The sequence below is a fragment of the Stenotrophomonas nitritireducens genome (assembly GCF_001700965.1).
Classification (GTDB): domain Bacteria; phylum Pseudomonadota; class Gammaproteobacteria; order Xanthomonadales; family Xanthomonadaceae; genus Stenotrophomonas; species Stenotrophomonas nitritireducens_A.
Window position 1 is genome coordinate 2,644,246 of record NZ_CP016756.1, and the last position, 19,918, is coordinate 2,664,163.

A 19,918-nucleotide genomic window follows, 5' to 3' on the forward strand; every position below is an offset into this window, starting at 1 on the left:
CCGGTGCTGAACGTCGCGGGGCTGTGCCTAGCGGATGGGCTGCGTACGCGCTACCGCCATCGCCTGCATGCCACACGCAAGGGGACAGTGACGGCGACTGGTTGACCTTCCGCGCGCCCGTCGCACCCTGCACCAGGCAGAGTGCTGCCGACTGCAGTTGACGCGGCATCCAAGTGGTTGCACAGAGCACCAACCGGCACGACCACACATGGCGAACGCATCCCGACGCCGGCAGCCGCAACGACGCTGTCCAGCGATGCGGCCAGAGCTGTCAAGGAAGTGCCATGGCTGCGCCGCGCGAGCGGTTCCCTGCTCATGTCACCACCGCGCCAGCCCGCGATGATTGACCCCGGGCACAGCTGGCGTACCTTGCTCGTGTGGGCGGGGCCGGGCTGGGTTGTGTTTGAAAGGGCGCTGGGGCGCTGCATCCGTCCAGCGGGTAATCATCTCTTCGTGCGAGGTGGCAGAACGATGTCCCGAAACAGTCGCGGTGTGCGTGCCTTGTTCCGCCGGGTGGGCTGCAGTGCGCTGGCGCTGGTGGCAATGTGCCTGCTGTGCTTGTCTGCGCCGTTGCCAGCGCGCGCCGCGGACACCGTGGCCACGACCGATGCGCCGGCACCGGCAACCGTGCGCTATTACAACCGTGACATTCTCACCTTCCGTGGTGCCTTCATGGGGCGCTCGCCACTGCAGCGTGCCGACGTCACCGAGTTCAACATCAAGCGGATTGTCGATGAGCCGGGCCTGCCCGGCATCAGTTTCAAGGACACGGTGGACGGCACGATCCTGCTGCTCGGCGGTGAAGTGGTCACCATGATCACGCCTGAGGATGTAGACAGCGCGCAGGGCCAGAGCATGGCGCAGGTGCGTGACGAGGTGCGCCGCCGGCTTGCCGACGCGGTAGCCGCCGCCGAGCGGGAGCGGGCGCCGGGCAGGGTGCTGCGTGGGGTAATGCACAGCCTGATGGCCACCGTGCTGGCGGTCGCGCTGATCTGGTTGATGGCGTGGGGCGCGCGCCGGCTGCGTGCATTGATGCTGGCGTGGGTGGGCGAAAAAGCCGGCACCCTGCGCAGCGCGCCATTGCGGCAGGTGCTGACCGGTGCCAACGCCGTGGCCGACTGGTTGTCCCGTGCAGTGTTGCTGGTGGCGGTATTGGTACTGGCTGAGGAATGGCTGCGCTATGTGTTCCGCCAGTTCGATTACACCCAGCCCTGGGCCACGGCGATGACGGCATGGCTCGCCGCGCAGGCCAAACTGTGGCTGGTGGCGGCGGTGGGGGCGATACCGGGAATCGTCACTGCGGTGATCATCTTTCTGCTGGCAAGGCTGTGCAGCCAGATCGTCGGCATGCTGTTCCGTGGCGTGCAGAATGGCCGCTTCAAGATTTTCGGCATTGACCGGCAGTTGGCCGAACCCAGCCGCAAGCTCACTGTGGCCGGCATCTGGTTGTTCGCGCTGGCGATGGCCTATCCGTATCTGCCCGGGTCCAGCAGTGATGCCTTCAAGGGTTTGAGCGTGCTGCTGGGCGTGATGATTTCGCTGGGCGGGTCGAGCGTCGTCGGTCAGGCCGCGGCCGGCTTCACCCTGCTCTACGCACGGACCATGTCGGTGGGTGACCTGGTCAAGGTTGCCGATGTGGAAGGCCAGGTGCTGCAGATCGGCTTGTTCACCACCCGCATCCGCACCATCACCGGGGTGGAGGTCAGCATTCCCAACATGCATGTGCTCAACGACAAGCTGCTCAACTATTCACGTGACCCGCAGGCCGCCGGCATGTGGCTGGAGACCAGCGTCACCATCGGCTACGACACGCCATGGCGGCAGGTGCACCGGCTGCTGCTGGAGGCGGCCGGCAACACCGCGCACGTGCAGCGCATCCCTGCCGCCCATGTGTTGCAGACCGCCTTGAACGACTTCTATGTTGCCTATGTGCTGCGCGTGCACACCATTCAACTGCCGCTGCGGGCACAGATACTCAGCGAGCTGCATGCCAACATCCAGGATGCCTTCAATGCGGTCGGGGTGCAGATCATGTCGCCCAACTACATCGCCGACCCGGAGCTGCCCAAGGTCGTGCCACCCGACAACTGGGACCCGAAAACTCCGGCCGACTGACGCCGGCACACCGCCATGGGAGTCGCGGTGCGGGGATGGACTGGAAGCGCGCAGGGCTGACATCTGACGGCGGTAAGCTGCCGCCCGGTCGCACCGGCGCCTGCATGAATACAGTGCTGGGTGATGCGCACTGCTGCGTTGCCGCAAGGCCTTTGTGCGGCCGCTCGCTAAACTGCTTTCATTTGCAACGGAGGTGGTATGACTGGTTTTCGTCCGGTGTCGCTGATTGGCGTACCCACCGATGTTGGCGCCGGCGCGCGTGGCGCGCGGCTGGGGCCCGAAGCCCTGCGTATTGCCGGGCTGCCCGAGGCCTTGGCCGGGCGTGGGGTGGACGTGCGCGATGTCGGCAACCTCGATGGCCCGCGCAACCCGTGGACCGGCCCGGTGCAGGGCTACCGCCATCTCGATGAAGTGGTGGCATGGAATCACGCGCTGATGGAAGCCACCTATGCCGAGTTGAGCGAAGGACGCCTGCCGATCATGCTCGGCGGCGACCATTGCCTGGGCGTGGGCTCGATCACCGCCGTGGCGCGCTGGTGCCGTGAGCAGGGCAAGCAGCTGCGCGTGCTGTGGCTGGATGCCCACTCGGATTTCAACACGTCCGACGTCACGCCCTCTGGCAATATCCATGGCATGCCGGTGGCCTGCCTGTGCGGGCTTGGCCCGCAGGGCCTGACCCACCTGGGCGGTTCCGCGCCGGCAATCGCGCCGTGGCAGGTGCACCAGATCGGCATCCGCTCGGTCGATCCGGAAGAGAAGCGGCTGATCAAGCAGCACCGCGTGGATGTGTACGACATGCGCCATATCGACGAGGCCGGCATGAAGCGCACGGTTGAAGCGGCGCTGCACGGCATCGACGCCAACACCCATCTGCACGTCAGTTTCGACGTGGATTTCCTCGATCCAAGCATCGCTCCGGGCGTCGGCACCACCGTGCCGGGTGGCGTGAATTACCGCGAAGCGCAGCTGGTGATGGAGATGATTGCCGACACCGGTTTGATGGGCTCGCTGGACATCGTCGAGCTCAATCCGCTGCTGGATCACCAGAACCGCACCGCCGAGCTGGCCGTGGACCTGGTGGAGAGCCTGTTCGGCAAATCCACCCTGATGCGCGATTGACGCAGCGGCGACATCGCTGAACGCGGGCTGCGCGGCTTCACGCGGAGCACACAGCCCAGCCGCCAGATTCGTCTTCACGCGGAGTGTCTGCCGCCGGTCACCGGCCACGGCAGCCGTATTCAAGGGAGGAGACAAGATGATGAAGCGAGTGATGATGTTGGCCCTGGTGGGCGCGTTCTCGGTTGGCATGCTCAGCGGCTGCAATACCGTCGCCGGCGCCGGCAAGGACATGCAGAAGGCCGGTGAGAAGGTCGAAGACAAGGCCCAGGATTGTAAAGACGGCAAGTGCTGATGAATATGCGGTCCCACGCGGACCGTGTCGATGAAAACCACCACAGGAGAATCCTATGAAGCGTTTGGTCGCCCTGATGTTGTTGTCGCTGTTTTCGGTTGCGGTGCTGTCTGGCTGCAATACCGTGGCCGGTGCCGGCAAGGATGTGCAGAAGGCTGGTGAGAAGGTTGAGGGTGCTGCCAAGGGTCATTGATCCGGCAGCCTCTTGCAGATGAACGAAAAGGCCGGCTTTTGCCGGCCTTTTTCATGCGCGTCTTTCAGCAGCGGCTCAAGCTGAAGCGATGTTCATGGAGGTCAGCACATCTCAACGAAACATGGACCCTGCAGCAACACCCTTGCAGAGATGATGGCCCCACGCGAATCAACCGCGTATCCCACAAGGAGCAACGTTATGAACAAAGACATTATTTCCGGCAAGTGGACCCAGCTCAAAGGCAAGGTACAGGCCAAGTGGGGTGACATCACCGATGACGACATGAAGGTCGCCGAAGGCAATGCCGAATATCTGGCTGGGCGCCTGCAGGAGCGCTATGGCTGGGCCAAGGATCGTGCTGAAACAGAGGTGCGCGATTTCCAGAAGTCCCTGCACGATGAGTATCCGGACTACCGTTGATCAACCTCGGTTGAACGGTGAAGGATTGAGAGCAAAGGGCCGCGAAAGCGGCCCTTTGTTTTTTGTTTTTTCTCAGGTTTCCACGGCCTGTCGGCTGCGGCAGCCTCAAACACCGCCGGCACCGTGCACTCCGGGCGCGACGTCAGTCTTGCATCGGATTGTTTGGGGGTGCTTTGTGGGAGCGGCGTAAGCCGCGAAGCAGGGGAATTATCAGATGGCACAACTGGCTAGGGCCTTGGCGTGGTCAGCTTCGCGGCTTACGCCGCTCCCACAAACACAAACACAGACGCAGACAGTCGGGTCAGCGACCTGCCAAATCAGCGCCCGCGCGCCGGCGGATCCGGCACGAAGCCACTCGGGAACGCTTGCGGCGCGTTATCCACCCGCGGGTAACCGCGCGGCAGGATGCCCATTGCCACCAGCCGCTGCCGTGAGTCATAGCGGATTTCACTTGCCTGCATCGGCGTGCGGCTGGCACGTTCGAAGTTGGTCAACGACGAACTGGACCACTCGCGCTCGCCGTGGCCGGTGCCCAGCCGCTGCCGCGACTCGCTTTTGGCCATCGCGCTTGGCGCCGCGGCTTCGGCGGCACGGCTGCTGGCATTGGCACTGGCCTCGGCGCGGTCTTCATACTGCGGCAAGGGCCGCGGTGTCGGTCGTGGCATCGGCAGCGGGCGCACGTCATACACCGGCCGGCGCGCCTCGTTGAACACCGCGATGCCGATCACCCCCACATTGGCCGGGCGGCCGGTGCGGCTGGCGTAGCTGTCACTGGAACGGGTGAAGACGAACTGCGCCACCTCGGCATTGGATTTGCGCCAGCCGGTGATCTCGCTGCTCTGCCAGGGCTCAAGCACGTAGCCGGACTGGCTGGGCGAGGCGGTCTGGCCGGTGATGGCGTTGACCCCATCCACCGACAGCACCACCAACACCCGCTGGCCGCTGCGGTTTTCCATGCGCACGCTGTAACGGTGGCCCGGCTCGCCGGCCACCCACTGCTGGCCACGGTAGGGATGGGTTTCCAGCTCGGTATCGCGGTCGCGGTCGATCACCGACAGCAGCACCGGGCCTTCATCGGCCGGCCGGACCGGGCTGAACCCGCAAAGCGCAACAACCGACAACACACTGGCAATCAAACGGTACATGGCTGGCTCCTGGGCGGGGTACGAGGCCTTGAACGGCCGGACGCGGGCAACGGGGTTGAGGGCGGGGACAGGCGAGGGCGGTTACACTGGCCCGGTTCATCCGCTCGTCAGCTTGGTTTTCATGACTACCCGCGTCCTTACCGGCATCACCCCTTCCGGCACTCCCCACCTCGGCAACTACGTCGGCGCGATCCGGCCGGCCATTGCCGCCAGCCGCGCCTCGGATATCGAGAGCTTCTTCTTCCTGGCCGACCTGCACAGCCTGATCAAGGCGCAGGAGCCCGAGCGCACCCAGCGTTCGACCCTGGAGATCGCGGCCAGCTGGCTGGCCTGCGGCCTGGACCCGGACAAGGTGTGGTTCTACCGTCAGAGCGACATCCCGGAAACCACCGAGCTGATGTGGTTCCTGACCGCAGTGGCCAGCAAGGGCATCCTCAACCGTGCCCATGCCTACAAGGCCGCGGTGGACAAGAACCGCGAAGAGCAGCTCGACGACGATGCAGGCGTCAGCGCCGGCCTGTTCATGTACCCGGTACTGATGGCCGCCGATATCCTGATCTTCAACGCCAACAAAGTGCCGGTGGGTCGCGACCAGATCCAGCACATCGAGATGGCGCGTGATTTCGCCCAGCGCTTCAATCACGTCTACGGCAAGGAATATTTTGCCCTGCCGGAAGTGGTCATCGACGAACAGGTGGCCACCCTGGCCGGCCTGGACGGTCGCAAGATGAGCAAGAGCTACAGCAACACCATCCCGCTGTTTGTACCGCGCGATGAGCTGAAGAAGTTGGTGTTCTCCATCCTCACCGACTCGCGCATGCCCGGCGAGCCGAAGGAAACCGAAGGCTCGGCACTGTTCCAGATGTACCAGGCCTTCGCCAGCCCGGAGCAGACCGCCGCATTCGCCAAGGCCTTTGCCGACGGCATCAGCTGGGGCGACGCCAAGCAGCAGTTGTTCGAGCGCATCGATGCCGAGTTGTCGCCGCTGCGTGAGCGCTACAACGCGCTGATGGCAGAACCCGAAAAGATCGAAGCCATCCTGCGCAGGCGTGGGCAGCAGCTGCGCGAGCAGTTCGCCATCCCGCTGCTGAAGGAGCTGCGCTACGCCGTTGGCCTGCGCGATCTGTCCGCCGCCGGTGACAAGCCCAAGGCCGCAGTCGCTGCCAAGGCGGCGTTGCCGTTGTTCAAGCAGTACCGCGAAAAGGACGGCCGCTTCTACTTCAAGCTGCTCGATGGCGAAGGCGAACTGCTGATCCAGAGCGAAGGCTTTGATTCACCGCGCGATGCCGGCCAGCTGATCGCCGTTCTCAAGCAGGCCGAGCAGGGCGATGCGCTGCAGAGCGAGCTGTTCAAGGTTGAAGTGGAAGTGGAGCCGGTGCTGGCAGCATTGCGCGAACTGCGCGAGGCTGCGGCAAAGGAATGATCCCCCGGGGAGGAGCACGTCGATGGCCTGGTTGTCGTTGTTGTTGTTTCTCCCCTGGTTCTGCGTGATGGGGGCGCTGTACTGGTGGTTTCCGCGCCAGCCGCGTAGCCGCAGGCGCAGACTGTTTGATACCGCCATGCTGGTGCTGGCCCTGGTGGCCAGCATCGGCTTCATGCTGTGGGGCTATCAGGTGGGTGCAGCCGAGGTCCCCGAGGGCCTGTGGAAGCAGATCCTGGCGGTGCTGTATGCCTATGGCGGCTTCCTGGCGGTGATGGTGCTGGCGCTGCTGCTGCGCCCACGCGTGCTGCAGCCTTAGGCCGACGCGGCTGCGACAAAAGTCCGGGTTGAGTGCGGCGGTGGAGGCTGGCAGGCTGGAAGCCAGTATCTGCCGGAGTTCTTGCATGTCCATTGCCCATGGCATCCACACCATCGATACCGCGTTCCAGCGCGATCACTTCGATGCGGCCTATCTGATCGTGCAGGACGGGCGCGGCGCGTTCGTTGATTGCGGCACCAGCCACTCGCTGCCGCATCTGCTGACCTGCATCGCGCAGGCCGGCCTGCAACCTGCCGACATCGACTGGTTGATCCTCACCCACGTGCATCTGGACCACGCTGGCGGCGCCGGCGCGTTGATGCAGCAGCTGCCCAATGCCAAGCTGCTGGTGCACCCGCGCGGTGCCCAGCACATGATTGATCCGGCCCGGCTGATTGCCGGTGCCACCGCGGTGTATGGGCAGGACGAGATGGCGCGCAGCTACGGCGAGATCGTGCCGGTGCCGGCCGAACGGGTGGTGGTGGCCGAGGACGGGCACAGCGTTTCGCTGGCTGGCCGTACGTTGGTCTGCGTGGATACGCCGGGGCATGCACGTCATCATTTCTGCGTCTGGGATGCGACCAGCCGCAGCTGGTTCAGCGGCGATACCTTCGGCCTGTCCTATCGCGAGCTGGATCATGCCGGTGGTGCTTTCATCATCCCAACCTCCTCGCCGGTGCAGTTCGAACCGGAGGCGATGCATGCCTCGATCGAACGGCTGATGCGCGAGGCGCCCGAGGCCATGTACCTGACCCACTACGGTCGAGTCGAAGGCACGGCGCGCTTGGCGAAGGAACTGCATGAGCAGATTGATGCGATGGTCGCCATCGCACTGCGTTGCAAGGGCGAACCGGAGCGGCATCGCCTGCTGGTGGATGCGCTGGGCGCGTTGTACGTGGCCCGGCTGAGGCTGCAGGGTAGCCCGCTGGATGCGGCGGAAGTGCTGCGTGTGCTGGCGATGGATATCGAGCTCAACGCGCAAGGCCTGGCCTGCTGGCTGGACCGCGAAAAACGTTGAAGGCCGGCGGTTTTCCGGTAGTGCCGAGCCACGCTCGGCAAGAGCTTTCCGTAGTGCCGAGCCATGCTCGGCAGAGGCTTTCCAAGCAATGCCGCAGTGCAATGTAGGAGCGGTGTAAACCGCGAAGCAACGATCAGAACAGAAGCGGTGGAGCTCACCCCTCCCCAACCCTCCCCTTCACCTTCGGTGAAAAGGGGGGGGGGGGCGGTAGTGCCGAGCCATGCTCGGCAAAGACCTTCCGTAGTGCCGAGCCAGGCTCGGCAGGGGCCTTCCAGGCCATGCCGCAGCTCAATGCAGGGGCGGTGTAAGCCGCGAAGCCAACATTGCCGGAATCACGGATTGGCCCGCAATCTGCCAGATCCCTGGCTTCGCGGCTTACGCCGCTCCTACAAGGCAATGCCGGTTAGAATTTGCCATTCATCCTGTCGTTGGTAGTTGCCTTGAATCCGATGCGCATCCTGCTGCTTTCTTCCTGCCTGTTCGTCGGCGGCGTCGCGTCGGCGGCCAATGACCTGCCGGGCGGTGGCATCGATCCGGAAGCGCTGTCGCGGCATGTGCGCATTCTTGCTTCCGATGAGTTCGAGGGCCGTGCACCCGCAAGCAAGGGCGAACAGCGTACCATCGACTATCTGGTCGAAGAGTTCCGCAAGGCCGGCCTGCAGCCGGGCGGCAAGGACGGCAGCTGGGTGCAGGAAGTACCGCTGGTACGCGCAACGGTGAACGGTGAGGTCGCTGCCAGTCTGTCGTTGAATGGCAAGGCCCAGCCGCTGGTCAACGGTGAAGACATCACCTTGCAGAGCCTGAGCCCGTTGGGTGTGGTCGACCAGCAGGACGTGCCGCTGGTATTCATCGGCTACGGCATCTCGGCACCGGAGCGGCACTGGGACGATTACAAGGACATGGACCTCAGCGGCAAGATCGCGGTGGTGCTGATCAACGATGCCGATTTCGAGAGCGAGGCGCCGGGCGCGTTCGATGGCAAGGCCGTTACCTACTACGGCCGCTGGACCTACAAGTTCGAGGAAGCCGCGCGCCGCGGTGCCGAAGGCGTGCTGATCGTGCACGAGACCGCACCGGCCGCGTATCCGTGGGCGACGGTGAAGGCATCCGGTACCTCGCCGCTGTTCGATATCGAGCGCAGCCAGGAAGAAGCGCTGGCGGCGCATACGCCGGTGCGTGGCTGGATGCAGCGGGCCTTGGCCGAGCGCATCTTCAGTGCGGCCGGCTTGGATTTCGAGGCCGAGAAGCGCAAGGCGATGCGCGCCGATTTCCAACCGGTGGCGCTGGGCGATGCGCAGCTTTCCACCAGCTTCTGGGTGGACCGCGAGCGCGTGGTGAGCCGCAACGTGGTGGCCAAGCTGGAAGGCAGCAGCCATCCGCAGGAATCGGTGATCTTCTCCGCCCATTGGGACGCCTTCGGTATCGGCCAGCCGGATGCAAACGGCCAGACCGTGCGTCATGGCGCCATCGACAACGCCACCGGCGTGGCTTCGGTGCTGGAGCTGGGCCGGGTGTTCGCGGCCGGCCCGCGCCCGCAGCGTTCGCTGTACTTCATCGCCCTGACCGCCGAAGAGAAGGGCCTGCTGGGTGCCAGCTATTACGCCGCGCATCCGCTGGCACCGCTGGAGACCACCGCGGCGGTATTGAACATCGAGATGTTCAGCCCGGATGGCGAGACGGCGGATATCGCCACCTGGGGCAATGGCCGCGTCTCGCTGGAGAACGATGTGCAGCGCGTGGCGCAGGCACGTGGCCGACGCTGGTCGCCGGATCCCAATCTGGAAGCCGGTTTCTTCTACCGTGCCGATCATTTCGCGTTTGCCCGCAAGGGCGTACCGGCGATCACCGTCGGCGCTGGCCTGGACAAGCTGGACGGTGGTGTTGCCGCCGGTCGCGCGCTGCGCGATGCCTACTTCGCCAAGTGCTACCACCAGGCCTGCGATGCGTGGACTCCGCAGTGGGATGCGCGTGGCCTGGCCGCCGATACCCTGCTGGTCTACGACCTGGGGCTGGAACTGGCCAACAGCCGGCAGTGGCCGTCCTGGCAGAAGGGTGCGGAGTTCGAGGCTGCGCGCGAAGCCAGCGATGCAGCCCGGCGCTGAGTGATGGGCGACGGGCTGCTCTGTGCAGCTCGTTCCTGCCGATCTGGCGCTGCCGCCTTTGCGGTCTGCGCTCGTTCCCGCATCAGCAGGAACAAGCGCGCAGGCCGGAAATCAAAACGCTGAAGCAGGCCCTGCGGACTTACTGGCGGGTACCGTCCAGCCAGTTTGGTCCCTTGTTCTTCAGGAAGAACACGTAGACCACCAGCGACACCGCGATCACCGCGGTCACGTAGATGGCAAACGTATCCACGTGGCCGGTTTTCAGTGCGCCCTGGTAGAGCAGCGGCGCGGTGCCGCCAAACAGCGAGTTGGCCATCGCATAGCCAAAGCCCACGCCCAGGGCGCGGACATGGGTGGGGAACAGCTCGGCTTTCACCACGGCGTTGATCGAGGTGTAGCCGGTGAGGATGACGAAACCGATTGCCAGCACCAGGAAGGCCTTGAGCGCATCATGCTGCTGCGGCAACGCGGTGATCATGTACCAGCTGTAGAGCACGCCGCCGACGCCGAAGAAAACCAGCAGGCTCTTGCGCCCGACGATATCCGACAACCAACCGCCGACCGGCTGCAGCAGCATCAGGAAGGTCAGCACACCGAGGTTGATCAGCGTGCCGGTCATCACGTCATTGCCGGCGAAGGCACTCTGGATCATCTTCGGCCCGTTCACCGAGTAGGTGTAGAACGCCACCGTGCCGCCGGCGGTGATCAGGAAGCACAGCAGCAGCGGCCGCCACTGGTGTACGAACAATTCATACATCGAGCCGGAGGCCTTGGCGCGGCCTTCCTTCGCGGCCTCGATCTGGTCCTGGTTGAGTGACTCATCCATGCTGCGGCGCAGCCAGAACACCACGATGGCGGCAATGCCGCCGATGCCGAAGGCAATGCGCCAACCCCAGGCCGAGATTTCGGGTTTGTCCCACAACAGCAGCATGGCCAGCAGGGTGAGCTGGGCCAGCACATGGCCGCCCACCAGCGTCACGTAGTGGAAGGAGGACAGGAAGCCGCGGCGGCCGGGGATGGCCGCTTCGGACATATAGGTGGCGCTGGTGCCGTACTCACCACCGGTGGCAAAGCCCTGCGCCAGTCGCGCGATCAGCAGGATCAGGGCCGCTGCGCCGCCAATCTGAGTGGCGGTCGGGGTAATGGCGATCAGGAACGAACAGGCGGCCATCACTGTCACCGACACGGTCAAGGCGCGGCGGCGGCCGTAGCGGTCGGCGAAGCGGCCGAAGTACCAGGCACCGATCGGGCGCATCAGGAAGGTGGCGGCGAAGATCGCCCACACATAGATCGTGGAATTCTTGTCGGCGGCCGAGAAGAACTGTGATTCAAAGTAGACCGCGAACACCGAGTAGACATAGACGTCGTACCACTCCACCAGGTTGCCGGCAGAGCCTTTCAAGGTGTTGGAAATGGAACGGCGCAGCGCGGCGCGATCGGAGGCTGCCGGTGCGGTGGCGGTGGGGGTGTTCATGCAGTCGGTGTCCTCGCGGGGTGGCCAACGGCCCGGCGATGCATGCATCGGGCCTGACGGATGGCTTCACCCTACCGCAGCCAGCGTCTGCATGACGTAGGCGATCTTGCCAGGCGAATACAGCATGCTGTTTTTCAGACTGATCTCTGTGCCTGTGTGGCCTAGAATCCACCTTCCCCCGAATGGTGGCACCGCCTCATGTCCTCCCCCGAATCCGCGCCGGCTGCTCCTCCCAGGGGTGGCCTTGTCGTTCTGGCCCTGTTCCTGGTCTACGTGGTGTGGGGGTCGACCTATCTCGGCATCCATCTGGCGCTGGAAAGCGGCCTACCACCGTTGACGGTGATTTCCGGTACGCGCTTCATCATCGCCGGCAGCGTGCTGTACGCCTTGCTGCGCTGGCGCGGTGTCGCCGCGCCCACCCGTGCGCAATGGAAGACCCTGGCGGTGATGGGGCTGTGCCTGCTGTTCCTGGGCAATGGCATGGTGGTGCTGGCCGAGCGTGACGTGTCATCCGGACTGGCCGCGGTGGCGGTGGCCTCGGTGCCACTGTGGATGGCGCTGTTCTCGGCCATCCGCGGCGAAAAAGTCACCGCCGGCGAATGGCTGGGCATCGCCGTTGGCTTCGTCGGCGTGGTCTGGCTCAATGCCGGCAGCAGCCTGACCGCCACCCCCACCGGCTTGATCCTGCTGCTGATCGCGCCGCTGGGCTGGGCCGCCGGCTCGATCTGGTCGCGCGGCCGTGACCTGCCATCGCCGTTCATGACCGCTGCCGGGCAGATGCTCTGCGGCGGGCTGATCCTGGTCAGCGCCGGCCTGTTGCGTGGCGAACGCATCAACGCCTGGCCCAGCCTGCAGGGCCTGTTGTCGGTGAGCTACCTGACTGTGTTCGGCTCGATCATCGCCTTCACCGCCTATGTGTGGCTGCTGCATAACGTGCGGCCGGTTCTGGCCAGCAGCTATGCCTACGTCAACCCGGTGATTGCGGTGGCGTTGGGTGTGTGGATAGCGCATGAGCACTTCAGTGTTTCCGATCTCGGCGCGATGGCGGTGATTCTTGCCGGCGTCGTGGTCATCACGCTTGCAAGGTTGCGTCGCGCATGAACACCAACAACGACACCCGCAATGGCCTGTGGGCCACCACCCTGGCGTTCGTCATATGGGGGCTGTTCCCGCTGTACTGGCACCTGCTCAAGGAGGTGCCGTCGTTCATGATCATTGCCCACCGCATTGTCTGGAGCGCGGTGCTGCTGGTCGGCGGGCTGGGGATCGTGCGTGGCTGGGGCTGGTTGCAGGAGGTGTGGGCAACGCCACGGCGGTTCTGGCTGCTGGGTCTGTCCAGCCTGCTGATCGCGCTGAACTGGAGCCTGTACATCTGGGCGGTGAATGCCGGCCACGTCGTGGAAACCAGCCTGGGCTATTTCATCAACCCGCTGTTGAGCGTGCTGCTCGGGGTGATGGTGCTGGGTGAGCGGCTGGGCAAGCTGCAGTGGCTTGCGGTGGCACTGGCCGCCCTCGGCGTGGCCTGGCTGACCTGGCAGAGCGGGCGCCCGCCGTGGATCGCCATCGGCCTGTCCATCACCTTTGGCCTGTACGGCTTGCTGCGCAAGGTGGTGGTGGTGGATGCGGTGAGCGGGCTGGGCGTGGAAAGCCTGTTCATGGTGGCGCCGGCGCTGGCCTATGTGATCTGGGCCGAGAACGGTCATGGCGGCGGTTTCATTTCCGGCTGGGGGCTGGGCAACGACGCGTTGCTGGTGCTGGCTGGCGCGGTCAGTGCGATACCGCTGATTGCCTTCGCCTTTGGCGTGCGGCGGGTTCCGCTGACGGTGGTGGGCTTGCTGCAGTACATCGCCCCGACCCTGCAGTTCCTGGTGGGCGTACTGGTATTCCGCGAGGCCTTCAATGCCAATCAGCTGGTCGGCTTCTGTCTGATCTGGGCCGGCCTGGTGGTGTTTGCGGTGGCCGGCGTGCGCAAGGCGCGGATGGCGCGCGCGGTCTCGCCGGCGGCATAAACAGCGCCGCGGTAGCCCGGGTAAGCGAAGCGCACCCGGGGCCGTTGGCGCACAGCTGATCCGTCTGTCCCGGGTGCGCTGCGCTTACCCGGGCTACGCTGCTGTTGGCAGTACAGCGGCCGGCTCAGCGGTTGATGACAGCCTCGATGCGATGGCCATCCGGGTCGATCAGGAACGCTGCGTAGTACTGCGCGCCATAGTCCGGGCGCAGTCCCGGCGCACCGTTGTCACGGCCACCGATGGCCAGTGCCTTTGCATGGAAGTGATCGACAGCCGCCTGATCGGGCGCGGCGAAGGCCAGGTGAAAGCCGGCGCTGGGCGCACTCACCTCGTTGCGCAGTTTCAGGCAGAACATGTCCTGGTCGTCGACCAGGCCATAGCCGATGGCGGTCTCATCCTCGAACACGCGACGGAAGCCCAGGGCACCCAGCGCCGCATCGTAGAACGCACCGCTCAGTGCAAGGTCGGTGACCGGGAAGGAGACGTGATGCAGCATTGGAACCGACCTGCCGATTGTTGAGGATGTGCTGACGTTAGCGGCTCGGCGGCGATGTGTCTGCTGTTGGCTTGCGCAGCCGTGGAATCTCGGTAGCCCGGGTAAGCGCAGCGCACCCGGGGCTTTTGGCGCACAGTCTTAGTGAAATCGTATCGCTGGCTCCTGTAAGCCAACGCCCCGGGTGCGCTGCGCTTACCCGGGCTACGGTGATGCCGGCGGATCCCGCTGGGACCTGCACTTATCTCTGAAGAATCAAAACAAAAACGGCGCCCAAAGGCGCCGTTCCTGTTTGCTACCAGCAGCGGCTTACTTGGCCGCGTTGCTGTCCTTGTTCTTCATCATCGCGTCGCGGTTGGCCTTGAACGGATTGCCTTCATACCAGTTCGGCCAGGCATCGCCGCCGGCCAGTTGCTGGCCAACGCCGTACAACAGCTCCAGGTCTTCGATGGTGCCATCGAGCTTCCAGGTGGCCGGGTCGTACTCATCCTTGGGGCTGTGGTAACGATCCTTGCCATAGGCCTCGGCCGCGCGCTTGCCGGCTTCGACGCCGCCATCGAGCAGGTCTTCGCCGCCATCGGCATACAGCGCCGGCACGCCGGCCTTGGCGAAGTTGAAGTGATCGGAGCGGAAGTAGAAACCACTCTGCACCGAGCTTTCCGCGTGCAGGCTACGGCCCTGCTTGGCGGCCAGCGGCTTGAGCAGGTCTTCCAGCTCGGAGCTGCCAAAACCGGTGACGGTGAGGTCACGCGCGCGGCCATTGACCGACATCGCATCGATGTTGATCACGCCGGCAATCTTGTCCAGCGGGAAGGTCGGGTGGTTCACGTAGTACTGCGAACCGAGCAGGCCCGATTCCTCCAGCGTCACCGCCAGGAACACCACCGAGCGTTCCGGCGGTGTCTGCTGGTGGGTCATGGCGTCGGCCACTTCCAGGATGCCGGCCACGCCGGTGGCGTTGTCGACTGCACCGTTGTAGATGTTGTCGCCGGTTTCACCCTCATGCTTGCCCAGGTGGTCCCAGTGCGCCATGTACAGCACGGCTTCGTCGGCGCGCGTGCTGCCCGGCAGGACGCCGACCACGTTGCGCGACTTCTTCTGCGCGATGGTGCTCTTCAGGTCCAGCGACAGCTTGGCCTTCAGCGGCACCGGCTTGAAGCCACGCTTGCTGGCGTCCTTGTAGGACTTGTCCAGGTCCAGCCCGGCATCGGCAAACAGTTTGCGTGCAGCCTCGGCGCTGAGCCAGCCCTGTGCCTGCAGGCGCGGCTGCTTGTCTTCAGCAGCCGGCAGGTCGTACTGCGCGCCGCCCCACGAGTTCTTCACCACGTCCCAGCCGTACGACGCGCCGGCGCTGTCGTGCACGATCAACGCGGCGGCGGCGCCCTTGCGTGCGGCTTCCTCGAACTTGTAAGTCCACCGCCCGTAATAGGTCATGCGCTTGCCATCGAACAACGTGGCGTCGTCGGTGTGGAAGCCGGGGTCGTTGACGAACATCACCACCGTCTTGCCCTTCCAGTCCTGGCCGGTGTAATCGTTCCAGTTCTGCTCGGGCGCATCCACGCCGTAGCCGACGAAGATCAGGTCGCTGTTGTCGATCCTGATTTCCGGCTGGCCGCTGCGGGTGCCGATCACCATGTCGGTGCCGAACGCCAGGTCACGGCTGGTGTCGCCCTGCTGGATCTTCAGCACGGTGTTCGGATCGGCCGTGGTTTCGGTCATCGGCACTTCCTGGAACCAGCTGTCGCCGTTGCCCGGCTGCAGGCCGATGCGCTGCATCTGGTCGCGGATGTAGTTGACCGTCAGCTCCTCGCCGTTGCTGCCTGGCGCGCGGCCTTCGAACTCATCGGAGGCCAGGTGCTTCACCAGCTCGCCGAAATCGGCCGCGTTGATGCCACCGGCAAAGGTATGCGCCGGGGCCGGTGCAGGGGCGGGTGCGGAGGCCGCCGGTGCCGGGGCCTCCTGCTTGCAGGCGGCCAGGGCCGCGGTAGCGGCCAGGCACAACAACAGTTTGCGTTGCATGAAAACTCCGGGTTGCAAGGTCGAACCCGGATTCTAGGCAGGATTGGCCTGCAATGCGCGTTCAGCGCGGCGCGGTTTCACTGTCGAAACGCTGCGGCGTGGCGCCGGTGACCGGGCCGATCTTGGCCGAGTCGTGCACCAGCAAGGTGACTTCGCGCTCGAACACCAGCTGGCCTTCGACCACGGCGTTCGGGCCGATCACGATGCGCGGCTTGCGCGGCGCGGTCAGCGAGATGCCAAAAGAAGGGCGATTGACCTTGATGCCGCCTTTGACCACCGAGTCGATGCCGACGGTGATGTCGCCATTGACGGTTTCGATGTCGCCGTCCAGCTGTACGCCGACCAGGCCGATGCTGCCGTTGACGGTTTCGACATCGCCGCCGATGCGGCTGCCACGGTCGACATAGATGCCGCCGTTGACGGTGTCCAGGCCGCGCGCCAGCACCAGGTTGCGGCCGGTGCGGATGCCGCCGTTGACCGTCTCGATGTTGCGCGCCTGCACATTGTCTTCGGCGCTTACGCTGCCGTTCACGGTTTCAACGCCGCGCGCCTGTACCCCGGCGGCCAGCTTGATGCTGCCATTGACCGTTTCCAGGTCGCCGTAACTGGCGCCGGCATCGGTCTGGATGCTGCCATTGACCTTGCTGATGTCGTCAGCGGCCACCGCCAGCGGGGGCGCCGCGCTCAGCAGCAGGAGCAGAAATATACGTTTCATGAGATCTCCGGGATGGAAATACTGATGGACAGGCCGGCATAGCATCATGCTTGGGTACAATCCGCATCTGCCTGAAGTCACTGGAACCTCTTTGCGCCAGCCCAGTCACCAGCCTCGCCCCCAGCGGCTTGCGGCCCAGCCGCAATGGCGCGGCAGTTGCCTGCTGGTCCTTGCGCTGCTGGCCGGGCCGCTGTTGGCACAGAACAACCCGCGCGAGGCCGAGAAGAAGCTGCAGCAGCTGCGCGGCGAGCTCAAGAGCGTGGCGCAGGAGCGTCGCCAGCTGGAAGGGCAACGTGGCGAGGCCAGCCAGCGCCTGCGCGAGGCCGACCAGAAGGTGGCCCGCAGCGCCCGCGCGGTGGCCGAGGCCGAGGCTGCCGTGCAGCGCGAACAACAATCGCTGAGCGCCCTGCAGCAGCGCCGGGCCACCCTTGAAAGCGGCCTAGCCCAGCAGCGCCAGCAACTGGCCACGCTGCTGCGCGGCGCCTATCAGCTGGGCAATCACGCGCCGCTGAAACTGCTGCTGTCGCAGGACACCGTGGCCAACGCCAACCGCGAACTGGCCTATCACCGCTACCTGCAACGCGAGCGCGCCCGCGCCATCACCCGCCTGACCACCGATCTGCAGGCGCTGACCACCACCGAGCAGCAGATTGCCGCGCGCAGCCTGGAGTTGCAGCAGGCCCGCGAACAACAACGCCAGCAGGCCGCCGCGCTGGCCCAGGACCGTCGCCAGCGCGCAACCGTGCTGACCGAGCTGGATAGCCGCTACCAGGACCGCAGCCAGCGCGAGCAAGCTCTGGGCAAGGATGCGCGCGCGCTGGAACAGGTGCTGGCCAGCCTGCGCGCGGCCGCCGCCCGCGCCGAGGCCGAGCGCCGTGCGGCCGCCCGTCGCGCCGCCGAGCAGGCACGCCAGGCCGCGGCCGCCAGCAGCGGTTCGACCCGCAGTCCGGCCCGCGCCGCACCGGGCAAGACACCGCCACTGGTCGTGGCCAACGCCCCGGCACCACGGGTAGGCGGGCTGGGCTGGCCGCTGTCGGGCAATCTGCTGGCCCGTTACGGTGGCCGCCTGCCGGATGGCCGCAGCAGCGCCGGTGTGCTGATCGGCGCCCCCGCCGGCAGCACGGTGACCGCCGTGGCCGATGGCACCGTGGTGTTCTCCGACTGGATGACCGGCTACGGCATGATCCTGATCGTCGACCACGGCAACGGCTACATGAGCCTGTACGCCCACAATGACACCCTGCTCAAGGATGCCGGTGCCACCATCAAGCGCGGCGATGCGGTGGCCAAGGTCGGCAATTCCGGTGGCCAGGGCGTGACCGCGCTGTACTTTGAACTGCGTCGCAACGGCCAGCCGGTGGACCCCTCGACCTGGCTGCAGCGGCAGTAACCGCGGCTGAGCGCTGCTGCCGTCGTTCGCGCGGATTCAACGGGAATTTAGCCATGCTTCGCGCATAATCGGGGCCTGCGTGATTGCTGCGCATCGGTTTTCTCATGGAGTGGTTCATGCGTGTAGCCCGTCTTGCTGCTGCCCTGCTGTTGGCCCTGTCACCGGCCCTGGCACTTGCCCAGAGCGCCCCGGACAAGGCGTCCAAGGCAGACGACCCGGATGCCAAGGAATCGGTCACCTCACGCGTGCCACTGGATGAGATCCGGCGTTTTGTCGGCGTCTACAACGCCGTGCGCGCGGCCTATGTGGATCCGGTCGATGACAAGAAGCTGATGCAGTCGGCCGTGCGCGGTCTGCTGCTGGAGCTGGACCCGCACAGCACCTACTTCGACAAGGAAGACGCCGAAGCCTTCGATGAGCAGACCAGCGGTGCCTACGAAGGCATCGGTGTGGAGGTGCTGCAGCAGAAGGACAACACCTTGAAGGTGGTGTCGCCGATCGACGGTACACCGGCGGCCAGGGCCGGGCTGCAGGCCGGCGACCTGATCGTGGCCATCGATGGCACCCCGATCAATTCCATCGACGCCAGCGAACCGCTGCGCGGCAAGGCCGGCAGCGCGGTGGTGCTGACCATCGCCCGTGGCGACCAGAAACCCTTCGATGTCAGCGTCATGCGCGAGACCATCCGCGTCACCAGCGTGCGCAGCAAGATGCTGGAGCCGGGTTATGGCTATATCCGCATCAGCACCTTCCAGGCCGACACCGGCGCGGACTTCCAGAAACAGTTGAACCAGCTGCAGAGCCAGGCCGGCGGCAAGTTGAAGGGGCTGGTGCTGGACCTGCGCAGCAACCCCGGCGGCCTACTGACCGCCGCCGTGCAGGTGGCCGACGACCTGCTGGAGAAGGGCGGCATCGTCAGTACCCGTGGCCGCATTTCAATCAGCGACGCCAAGTTCGATGCCACCCCCGGCGACCTGCTCAAGGGCGCGCCGCTGGTGGTCTTGGCCGATGCCGGCTCGGCCAGCGCCTCCGAAGTGTTGGCTGGGGCCCTGCGTGACAACGGCCGCGCCCGCGTGGTTGGCAGCCGCACCTTCGGCAAGGGCTCGGTGCAGACCGTGCTGCCGCTGGACAACGGCGATTCGGTCAAGCTGACCACCGCCCGCTACTACACCCCCAGCGGCCGCTCGATCCAGGCCACCGGCATCCTGCCTGATGTGGAACTGGCACAGGATCCGGCCGACGTGCCGAGCGATCTGCCGGCCAGCCTGAGCGATTACAGCGAGGCCAAGCTGCCCGGGCACCTGCGTGGTGATGACGAAGCGGTAGGTAGCAAGGCCGGCGTGGTATTGCCGGGCGATGCGCCGATCCAGTCGGCGCTGCAGGAGCTCAAGCAGCCCGGCTCGGTCGCGGCAGCGCAGGCGGCGGCGAAAGCCAAGGCCAAGCCCGCCAGCGCCGAAGTGAAGCCAGCGGCGCCGGCCGAGGCTGCGAAGCCGGCAGCACCGGCAGAAGCTGCCAAGCCGGCAGCTGTCACGCCGGAAGCAAAGCCGGTCGAGGAAGAAAAGCCCCTGTAGTGCCGAGCCATGCTCGGCAGGGGCCTCACCGGCAATATCGCAATATCGCCGCGTAGTGCCGAGCCATGCTCGGCAGGGGCTCTACCGGTAAGGCCGCAGCCGAA

At 65.3% G+C, this 19,918-nt stretch carries 18 protein-coding genes; 13 read left to right on the plus strand and 5 right to left on the minus strand.

Going from position 1 to position 19,918, the window contains the following annotated elements; all coding sequences use genetic code 11:
- The first annotated feature begins 471 nt into the window (after window positions 1–471).
- The 5 genes from BCV67_RS11060 (at window position 472) to BCV67_RS11080 (ending at window position 4,139) form a co-directional block, all read left to right on the plus strand.
- Window positions 472–2,115 (plus strand): mechanosensitive ion channel family protein, encoded by a 1,644-nt coding sequence (locus tag BCV67_RS11060; RefSeq protein ID WP_065868108.1) that lies wholly within the window; start codon window positions 472–474, stop codon window positions 2,113–2,115.
- A 198-nt stretch (window positions 2,116–2,313) separates the two neighbouring features.
- Window positions 2,314–3,234 carry an arginase gene (gene rocF, locus BCV67_RS11065; RefSeq protein WP_062170401.1) on the plus strand — a complete coding sequence of 307 codons (921 nt, stop codon included), beginning with the start codon at window positions 2,314–2,316 and terminating at the stop codon, window positions 3,232–3,234.
- A gap of 139 nt (window positions 3,235–3,373) precedes the next feature.
- The gene (locus BCV67_RS11070; protein ID WP_062171871.1) at window positions 3,374–3,526 is read left to right on the plus strand and encodes an entericidin A/B family lipoprotein; all 153 of its coding nucleotides are present in this window, start codon (window positions 3,374–3,376) and stop codon (window positions 3,524–3,526) included.
- A gap of 55 nt (window positions 3,527–3,581) precedes the next feature.
- The gene (locus tag BCV67_RS11075) at window positions 3,582–3,719 is read left to right on the plus strand and encodes an entericidin A/B family lipoprotein (protein ID WP_062170399.1); all 138 of its coding nucleotides are present in this window, start codon (window positions 3,582–3,584) and stop codon (window positions 3,717–3,719) included.
- Window positions 3,720–3,917: 198 nt separating this feature from the next.
- Window positions 3,918–4,139: a CsbD family protein gene (locus BCV67_RS11080; RefSeq protein WP_062170397.1), complete on the plus strand. Its 222-nt coding sequence runs from the start codon at window positions 3,918–3,920 to the stop codon at window positions 4,137–4,139.
- Window positions 4,140–4,456: 317 nt separating this feature from the next.
- Here the strand turns inward: BCV67_RS11080 and BCV67_RS11085 are convergent, their stop codons facing one another.
- Window positions 4,457–5,284, minus strand: coding sequence for a hypothetical protein (locus BCV67_RS11085; RefSeq protein ID WP_062170395.1), 828 nt, complete (start codon window positions 5,282–5,284; stop codon window positions 4,457–4,459).
- A 121-nt stretch (window positions 5,285–5,405) separates the two neighbouring features.
- On the opposite strand from BCV67_RS11085, the gene BCV67_RS11090 reads away from it, so the two are divergent.
- From BCV67_RS11090 to BCV67_RS11105, 4 genes are all read left to right on the plus strand, one after another.
- Window positions 5,406–6,707: a tryptophan--tRNA ligase gene (locus tag BCV67_RS11090; RefSeq protein WP_062170393.1), complete on the plus strand. Its 1,302-nt coding sequence runs from the start codon at window positions 5,406–5,408 to the stop codon at window positions 6,705–6,707.
- 22 nt (window positions 6,708–6,729) lie between these two features.
- Window positions 6,730–7,023: a hypothetical protein gene (locus BCV67_RS11095; RefSeq protein ID WP_062170391.1), complete on the plus strand. Its 294-nt coding sequence runs from the start codon at window positions 6,730–6,732 to the stop codon at window positions 7,021–7,023.
- An 85-nt stretch (window positions 7,024–7,108) separates the two neighbouring features.
- Window positions 7,109–8,041, plus strand: a complete 933-nt coding sequence (locus BCV67_RS11100) for an MBL fold metallo-hydrolase (RefSeq protein WP_062170389.1) — start codon at window positions 7,109–7,111, stop codon at window positions 8,039–8,041.
- Window positions 8,042–8,490: 449 nt separating this feature from the next.
- Window positions 8,491–10,143, plus strand: coding sequence for a M28 family metallopeptidase (locus BCV67_RS11105; protein WP_062170387.1), 1,653 nt, complete (start codon window positions 8,491–8,493; stop codon window positions 10,141–10,143).
- A gap of 139 nt (window positions 10,144–10,282) precedes the next feature.
- Here BCV67_RS11105 and BCV67_RS11110 read toward each other — a convergent pair whose 3' ends face one another.
- A complete protein-coding gene (locus tag BCV67_RS11110; protein ID WP_062171869.1) occupies window positions 10,283–11,617 on the minus strand; it encodes an MFS transporter in 1,335 nt (444 codons plus the stop codon).
- A gap of 198 nt (window positions 11,618–11,815) precedes the next feature.
- Here BCV67_RS11110 and yedA point away from each other — a divergent pair, with 198 nt between their 5' ends.
- A complete protein-coding gene (gene yedA, locus BCV67_RS11115) occupies window positions 11,816–12,718 on the plus strand; it encodes a drug/metabolite exporter YedA (RefSeq protein WP_062170385.1) in 903 nt (300 codons plus the stop codon).
- A complete protein-coding gene (gene rarD, locus BCV67_RS11120) occupies window positions 12,715–13,626 on the plus strand; it encodes an EamA family transporter RarD (protein ID WP_062170383.1) in 912 nt (303 codons plus the stop codon). The genes yedA and rarD overlap by 4 nt, the downstream gene beginning before the upstream one ends.
- Before the next feature lie 124 nt (window positions 13,627–13,750).
- Here the strand turns inward: rarD and BCV67_RS11125 are convergent, their stop codons facing one another.
- The 3 genes from BCV67_RS11125 to BCV67_RS11135 all read right to left on the minus strand — a co-directional run bounded on the left by BCV67_RS11125 (window position 13,751) and on the right by BCV67_RS11135 (window position 16,853).
- Window positions 13,751–14,122, minus strand: a complete 372-nt coding sequence (locus BCV67_RS11125) for a VOC family protein (protein ID WP_062170381.1) — start codon at window positions 14,120–14,122, stop codon at window positions 13,751–13,753.
- A 306-nt stretch (window positions 14,123–14,428) separates the two neighbouring features.
- On the minus strand, window positions 14,429–16,138 hold the full coding sequence (locus BCV67_RS11130; RefSeq protein WP_062170379.1) for a M28 family metallopeptidase: 1,710 nt from the start codon (window positions 16,136–16,138) through the stop codon (window positions 14,429–14,431).
- A gap of 61 nt (window positions 16,139–16,199) precedes the next feature.
- Window positions 16,200–16,853: a hypothetical protein gene (locus BCV67_RS11135; RefSeq protein ID WP_062170377.1), complete on the minus strand. Its 654-nt coding sequence runs from the start codon at window positions 16,851–16,853 to the stop codon at window positions 16,200–16,202.
- 46 nt (window positions 16,854–16,899) lie between these two features.
- On the opposite strand from BCV67_RS11135, the gene BCV67_RS11140 reads away from it, so the two are divergent.
- Together BCV67_RS11140 and BCV67_RS11145 are read left to right on the plus strand one after the other, a co-directional pair.
- Window positions 16,900–18,243, plus strand: a complete 1,344-nt coding sequence (locus BCV67_RS11140; RefSeq protein ID WP_082746640.1) for a peptidoglycan DD-metalloendopeptidase family protein — start codon at window positions 16,900–16,902, stop codon at window positions 18,241–18,243.
- 116 nt (window positions 18,244–18,359) lie between these two features.
- Window positions 18,360–19,814, plus strand: coding sequence for a S41 family peptidase (locus BCV67_RS11145; protein ID WP_062171866.1), 1,455 nt, complete (start codon window positions 18,360–18,362; stop codon window positions 19,812–19,814).
- The last annotated feature ends 104 nt before the right edge of the window (window positions 19,815–19,918 follow it).